The organism is Caballeronia choica (genome assembly GCF_001544535.1).
In the GTDB taxonomy this organism is placed as follows: domain Bacteria; phylum Pseudomonadota; class Gammaproteobacteria; order Burkholderiales; family Burkholderiaceae; genus Caballeronia; species Caballeronia choica.
The window spans coordinates 1-6,853 of sequence record NZ_FCON02000256.1 but is presented as its reverse complement, the minus strand read 5'-3'; the positions used below and the strand labels follow the sequence as shown (position 1 = coordinate 6,853).

The 6,853-nt window shown below is 59.2% G+C and carries 6 protein-coding genes; 5 read left to right on the top strand and 1 reads right to left on the bottom strand.

Going from position 1 to position 6,853, the window contains the following annotated elements; all coding sequences use genetic code 11:
• Positions 1–258: 258 nt before the first annotated feature.
• The 5 genes from AWB68_RS41605 to AWB68_RS41590 all read left to right on the top strand — a co-directional run bounded on the left by AWB68_RS41605 (position 259) and on the right by AWB68_RS41590 (position 4,745).
• Positions 259–780 (top strand): hypothetical protein, encoded by a 522-nt coding sequence (locus AWB68_RS41605; RefSeq protein WP_087649977.1) that lies wholly within the window; start codon positions 259–261, stop codon positions 778–780.
• Positions 781–871: 91 nt separating this feature from the next.
• On the top strand, positions 872–2,200 hold the full coding sequence (locus AWB68_RS41600; RefSeq protein ID WP_327384313.1) for a site-specific integrase: 1,329 nt from the start codon (positions 872–874) through the stop codon (positions 2,198–2,200).
• The gene (locus tag AWB68_RS51245; protein WP_327384312.1) at positions 2,197–2,694 is read left to right on the top strand and encodes a tyrosine-type recombinase/integrase; all 498 of its coding nucleotides are present in this window, start codon (positions 2,197–2,199) and stop codon (positions 2,692–2,694) included. Before AWB68_RS41600 ends, AWB68_RS51245 begins: the two co-directional genes overlap by 4 nt.
• A gap of 101 nt (positions 2,695–2,795) precedes the next feature.
• Complete coding sequence (locus tag AWB68_RS41595; RefSeq protein WP_125483240.1) at positions 2,796–3,251, top strand: hypothetical protein; 456 nt, start codon at positions 2,796–2,798, stop codon at positions 3,249–3,251.
• 360 nt (positions 3,252–3,611) lie between these two features.
• The gene (locus AWB68_RS41590) at positions 3,612–4,745 is read left to right on the top strand and encodes a sensor histidine kinase (protein WP_087649978.1); all 1,134 of its coding nucleotides are present in this window, start codon (positions 3,612–3,614) and stop codon (positions 4,743–4,745) included.
• 407 nt (positions 4,746–5,152) lie between these two features.
• Here the strand turns inward: AWB68_RS41590 and AWB68_RS47635 are convergent, their stop codons facing one another.
• Positions 5,153–6,550, bottom strand: coding sequence for a hypothetical protein (locus AWB68_RS47635; protein ID WP_125483239.1), 1,398 nt, complete (start codon positions 6,548–6,550; stop codon positions 5,153–5,155).
• Positions 6,551–6,853 lie beyond the last annotated feature (303 nt).

The window sequence follows — 6,853 nt, the reverse complement described above, 5'->3', positions numbered from 1 at the left end:
GACTTACTCGTCGCGCAGACCGCTACAGTGGCGTAGGGAAATCGATGACTGTCGTTGGCTCGAAAGCGGACGTCCAAGTCTTTCCCGGTCGACTGACGTGGGGTCGCAAAGCGAGATCCGTTCGGATTCTTGCCGGATCATGCCTGCGTAAGTAACCCGTCGTCGGTTTAGTTCGCATGCCTGATAAATCCTATTATCGGGATCGCGTTTGCGGGGTAGAATTGGTCTATTCTGATTTGCCTGAGAGGGCAGGGGCCCGTGGCACAAGACTTTGCGGACGGAGACGACGAGTTTGCCGAATTCTCCGACGCTGAGGTCGCGCGCGTGGTGCTGGCGCTCGACCAGGCGATCACGCGCCGGCGCCAGCGGGCGGCCGCTACCGTGAGCGCCAAGCTGCGGATCGTGCTCGGCACGTGGGTGCCGCCGCCGCTCAAACCGACCCGCATCGAACTTGCGGTCTTCACCGTGCTTGCCCAGACCTATGGGTCGGCCGTACTGCACCACCCCGATTTCACGCCAGTGCTCGAAGACCTTGCGGAATGCGGTGCCGTGGTGCTGGTGCAGCGCGCGCTGTGGGGCGAGCAGCCCGAAGACGTGAGGCTCGCCGCACGGCTGCTTGATGCGCGCATCCCGTTCGAGATCCTGTGCGGGACCTGGCCGGAGGTGTTCATGGCGCAGGCGCATGCTGAGCTGCAGGGGTTCCGGCCGCATCCCCCGAAATCGCCGAAGTCGCCGAAGTCGCCGATGGCATCGGACAGCGAGGAGAGCGACGATGACTGACCCTCGCGGTTCTTCATTCGGTAGTTCCCCGGAAAAGCTCACCGTCGAGCGCGGTTATACGGCGAAGGATTTCACGGCACTGCGCGCGTATGTGGAGCGCATCGCGCCCGCGGTGATCGCCCGCACCTACTACGATCCGGACGCCGATCCGCACGCGGCGAGCCCCGGTGCGATGGAACGACACCTCGCCAGGATGCTCGACACGCTGGTGCAGTTGGCGATCGCGCACGGCTCGACGGTGCTCGCCGATCACCTGCGTGCGTCGATTAAACAGCATGGCCAACCGAAGTTGACCGCCGTCACGTTTCGGATGGTGACCGAAGCGGCGCAGCTGGCGGCGCTGCCGCCGCACCCCGATCACGCGATCGGCGCGTGGCTGCGGCCACGCGTGGCGCGGCGATTGAAAGGCGAGGGCATCGCGACGTTGGGCGAGCTGGTCGCGTTCTGCAATCGGCGCGGCGCCAGCTGGTGGCGCTCGATTCCGCGCATCGGTCCGGGTCGCACACGCGCGATCATCAGCTGGCTGCGGCGTCAGCAGAGCGCGCTCGGTCTGACGGTCGACGCCGACGTCGACTCGGTCGAGCAGGCCGGCGTGCCGCTGGTGGCGGCCGCACTGGTTGAGCTCGTACCGGATCTCGCGTCCGATCACGGGGCGAGCCGCGGGACGGACCGACTTGCGCTCGCGCCACTGGAACGACTGTCGGTGCCGCACGCGCTGTCGGGCGCCAACGGCGAGAACCGCTCGACGGCGTTCTGCTATATCCAGGCCAATCACGATCTCGATGCGGTGCGCGCGTATCTGAACCGCTATCGCGATCAGCCGAAAACGCTGCGCGCCTACACCAAGGAACTCGAGCGCTTTCTGTTGTGGGCCGTGGTGCTACGGGGTAAGGCCTTGAGTGACCTGCGGGTCGAGGACTGCGAGGCGTACAAAGATTTCCTGAAAAGCCCCGACACCCGTTTCGTCGGCGAGCGCTTCGCGCGCCACTCGCCGCGCTGGCGGCCGTTCGCCTCGGGCGAGCTTTCCAGCGAGTCGCAGCGTTACGCGGTGCGAGCCCTGCGAGCGGCGTTCACCTGGTGGGTCGATGTGCGGTATCTGGCTGGCAATCCGTGGATCGCGGTCAATGATCCGCGGGTCATCCAGCGCGCGAGCGCGATGAAGATCGAGCGGGCGTTGCCGGCGGATCTATGGCGGCGCTTACGCGATGAGCTCAACGCGCGATGCACCGAGGAAAACGCGGTCCAGTGGCGCGCGATGCGCGCGACGATCCTGCTGATGGGTGATTCGGGGCTGCGTCGTGAGGAGGCCGCGTCCGCCCGTCGGGAAAACCTGAAGCCATCGGTCTACGGCACGCTGGCACGGCCAGTGTGGGAGCTGACGATTGTCGGCAAAGGCCAGCGCGAACGCACGTGCCAGTGAGTGCCGCTGCACTCGGGGCGTTGCGCGCGCATTGGGCCGATCGCGGCAGGGATTTCGACGGCGACGCAATCGGGAGCGCAGGGGCGCTGGCCGGGCCGCTGCTTGGCCCTGTCATCATTCCGTGGACTGACGCAGCGCGTCGTCGGCATCGGGCGCAACGTGGCGACGCTCTCGAAATCGAAGAGGCCGGCTACACAGCGGATGGACTGAATCGACTGATCGGCCGGATGCTAAAAACGCTTGTCGAGATGATGGATGGGTTGAGCCTCGATGAACGTGCGCGGCTCGGTCGGGCGAATGCCCATGCGTTCCGGCATACGTTTGGCACCCAGTCGGTCGCCGACGAGGTGCCGGTCGATGTCGTACAGAAGGTGCTGGGTCACGCCTCGCTCGCGACCACCACGATCTATGTGCAGGCCGAGAAAAAACGCGTGCTCGAGGAAGTCGCCGCCTACTATGCGCGGCGCACAGAACGCGGTTCGGCAGAGGAGTAGTGTGCCGATAAGGGCGTTTCTGTGACGTATAGGGTCGCAACTAAGAGGCTCCGAGAAGCGACGTCCTGCTCAAAGGATCGTCACCACGACGAACGCGTTTCATGTCAAAAAAATCGAAACCATCCAAGCCGATGCGCCGCACACCGCTCACGCGGGAGCAGCTGTTGCCGATCGCCCCGGGCAAGGCGCGCACGCTTTCGCTGAAAAGCCATCTGGCGCTGGCCGCGCTGCGGCAGGGACATGGCAACGCCGATCTCGCCAGCGAGCTCTTGAAAACGCTCTACTTGACGTTTTTTGTGAACGAGGCGGAGAGACTCGATGAGTTGTTTGAAACGTTCCTCGCAGCCGAGCTCGCGTTGAAAGCGTGCATCCACCACGCCATAACGGCCGATGAGTGGCGGCTCGACGCGTCGCACTGTGAAGTCATCGAAGCGGTCCTGCGGGCGTATGACGCGCAACTGATGTCGCTTCCGCTTCACAAGATCGAAGCGGCGAACCTGCGCCTAGGACGGATGTTGGAGAAACAGGGGAGTTTTCCGGACCTAGCTGAGATGTAGGAGTCAAGTACTCAAGGACTCGAGGCAGAAGTGCCTGAAGATATCCGGCCTCCCACCACTAGACATGATGGCCAGTCTCGGTGACAAGCGTGCGTCGCAGGGGTTGGCCCGCGCGCACGAATCCGGGCACGGGTGGGTGACCGCGGGCGGCCAATTTAAGACGTTCGGCTGCGTCGCGCGAACGGCCGCTTCCGATTAAGCCTGCCCCCGAGATAGCACCCTCCCTCCGTACTGCCGGGCTGGCCACGATAGCGTTCCCCCTCAACGGGGCTTTCCCATCGATTTGTCCCTAATTCTGGCGTAACATGGATAGTTAGGGTGGTGGACCTTGATACTCACTTACGCTTCGGAGGCGCCTACGTGCGACTTGCTGACTTTATCTCGCGAGAACTGGAGCCGATTCTGGCGCAATGGGAGGCGTTCGCCGCCACCCTCATGCCGGCCGCGGCAAACATGGAAGCGCTGGCATTACGCAACCACGCGCAGCACATCCTTCTCGCCGTAGTAAAGGACTTGCGGACTTCGCAAACCAGGGAAGCCCAACGCGAAAAATCCTTGGGGGAAGGCCCCAGTCCGATCGACGCGGCCGAAACAGCCGCGCAAACGCATGCTCTTCTGAGGGCACGGGCCGGTTTCAATATCAACCAGCTAGCCGCCGAATATCGCGCCCTGCGCGCAAGCGTGCTTCGCTTGTGGATGGACGATTGCCAACCCGAAGCGCCTGACCTGGATGACGTCATTCGTTTTAACGAAGCGATCGATCAGGCAATTGCCGAATCAGTCGCCTTTTTCAGTGCGCAGATCGAGCAGAGCCGTAACCTCCTGCTCGGCATGCTCGGGCACGACATGCGCAGCCCTCTCCAGGCGATTCAGGTGACTGCATCGTATCTGGAAGCGCTAAGTGCTGGGGAGCGGGTATCGGAAGCCGCCGCCCGACTGATACGTAGTGGAGCCCGAATGCAGGCGTTGCTTGATGATCTGACTGATTTCAACAGGACCAAACTGGGCTTGGGCATCAACGTGACGTCCACGAGCGTCAATCTTGCGGATGTGCTTGCTGACGAGCTGGACGAGTTGCGTGCAGTTCATCCTGACAGACAGATTGAGCTGCAGGTAAGTGGTAATTTACAGGGGGCCTGGGACGGGCGGCGCTTGCAGCAATTGCTTGGAAATCTCGTACTCAATGCCGTCAAGTACGGGGCACGGGACGCTCCAGTGCGCGTGGTGGTTACCGGTGATGTAACGCATGTCCGTATCGAAGTTAAAAACTGCGGAGCTGCCATTGAGAGCGCAACCCTGGCGCGCATCTTCGATCCCCTGACGCGGGGGCCGGACCTTCAGGGCAAAGGTGACGGGCCGGGTAGTCTCGGACTGGGTCTGTACATTGCAAGCGAAATCGCCAAGGCACATCACGGTGCGATCGAAGCGCGGTCCGATGAGACGGAGACCTCATTTTCAGTGTTACTCCCGCGCGCGGGTGGAACTGTAACCTGACGGTTCGTCGCAGCGAGAAGTGGGTGCCCGACGGCGATCGTCGCGGCATACGCTGCACGGTAAGCCGCCATTGATCTGTCCGGTCCGAATGGCGCCTTCGGGGCGGCTTGCGACGGTCGTGACCCGAGCGACGACGAGCGGCGTGTCGTTTCATCGTTTGACCGGACTCGGCCAGTTGTTGCCGTTCGCGTATCTCGCGGAGTCGTCATTTGAACGGCCGCTCTGGATCCGGACCGCGCCCGTCGCTCCAAGGCACGCCCCGCCATAAATTAAATACGGCACACCAGCACACGCCGTTCTTCCTGCAAACAACTTTCTTATCGCGCATTAAGCTAACTTGCCGTTGCGTGCCTGAAGATTGATATCGTTTACAAACACGAAATGTGTCGACCGCCACCCTGTTAGGATTAACCAGAAACGAGCGGCCTTGACTTGTCTTTAGAGCACTTATCGCGTCGCTTAGCAATGTTGTCCAGGAGCGGATCCGGATTCAAAACTGGTATTTCACGGAGGAGAGTACTTGGGTCGCGGAGGTCTTTTTCTAGCCTCAAAAAGGATAGCTGATTTCGAAAAGAGTTGTTCGAACTGTCTCTTCGACTTGCCGCAGCGAAGTAACCAAGAACAATATCGTGCGAAACTGGTTCGTTACCGAGGTAACGCGCGAGAGCCATTCCTTGATACGTTTCGGCCTTGGTGTCGTCAAGCTGCATCGCAGCGTTGAACTCTTGGACCGCTTGACCCAGTAGTTCAGTGGTTTTACCCGGCGCACAGACATTGAAAGCACGATCGTATAGAAAATTGCCTAGACTGTAGTGTGCATCAGCTGATTCTGGCGCGAGTTCAATCGCTGCGCGAAAGTGATGTTCGGCTAAACTGCAGTAATACTCACGAGTCTCCTCAGAAGCGTACCAGCATCTATTCGTTTCCAGATTTCCGAGATTGGTTAAGGAGATGGAGGTGTTCGCCTCGGCGTAATATCTCCTGGCAATCGCGAGATTCGCTGGCTCACTTTTCGGAGAATTCAGGTTTGACGCAGGGGTGGCGACATATGGCTTGTGTTCAACAATATATCCCTTCAGATTCAATACGGCGCCTAGTCTGTCGCTTTTAGACGGTAATGTGGAGCGCATTTCATCAATGATGTCCTCCGCGTCAGCATAGCGTTCGTCTTTGATAAGTGCTATAGCCTCTTGATACAGATCGACTTTTTCGATCAAGTTTCTTGAGAGTATGTGTACCGCACTATTTAGATTGTCGTTGAGGTTGCCGGAATCGACTGTCCGAGTCGGCAAGAGCTTTCCGTTGACCCTTAGTGTAATTACAAATTTGGTTTCTGCGCTATTGTCGGAGACAATTTCTCCAGAAACGATGTGGTGCCAACTCTCAGGGAAATATGCGCTTACCCAAGCGACGAGTTTTCGAACGGACATCCCTGTTCCGGGAATAGAAATGTCAAGCGGTTCTTTCGGCATCGCGGCCATTGCATGTGGTGTGGTGCTGTATATCTTCAATAAATTATCGCGAATCTTTTCCGCAATTACATCAGACGTGAAACCTTTATCCGAGAGGGTTTTCGGTACGGCGATTGCCGAGATGGTCACACCCTGAGGCTGGTATAAGCTGTTCCAAGCAGAGTATGCGATACCTGCCGCAAATACGAAAGCGAGAGATGTGGTAATCCAAGGCAAGAGTTTCCGCCGAACCACCTCAACAAAAGAATCGGACGAAGTATTCGCCTTACGTCTCCGACGACGAAATACTGCTTTCCGACTACCTGCAAAGGTATCGTGAAAAGGAAAAGGCATGTTCTCACCCGATTTTTATGTGCGACATTGGCCCGTTTGCTTCATTCCGTCTGTGGGGCAACGAACAGTTGATTTATAAAATTGAAGGCGATTTTCGGAAAATTACCAGTCCTTTTAAGCAATGCGCTAAGCGCTCAGACGAGGATCGTATGTACGAGCGTAAGGGCAACGTCCGCTCAACTTCCTCAAGGGACATTGGGCATGCCGAGTGTTGAGCGGCCGAGATGGGTCGCGTGCTGCCGTTCGCTCCCGTCCTAGGGGTAGGTGTGTATGCGACTTGCATAAGGCAGGGTTCGGCCCAAA

Excerpts from the sequence above, each read along its gene's own strand:
- AWB68_RS47635 (WP_125483239.1), bottom strand. The coding sequence starts at position 6,550 with ATGCCTTTTCCTTTTCACGATACCTTTGCAGGTAGTCGGAAAGCAGTA.
- AWB68_RS41595 (WP_125483240.1), top strand. The coding sequence starts at position 2,796 with ATGTCAAAAAAATCGAAACCATCCAAGCCGATGCGCCGCACACCGCTC.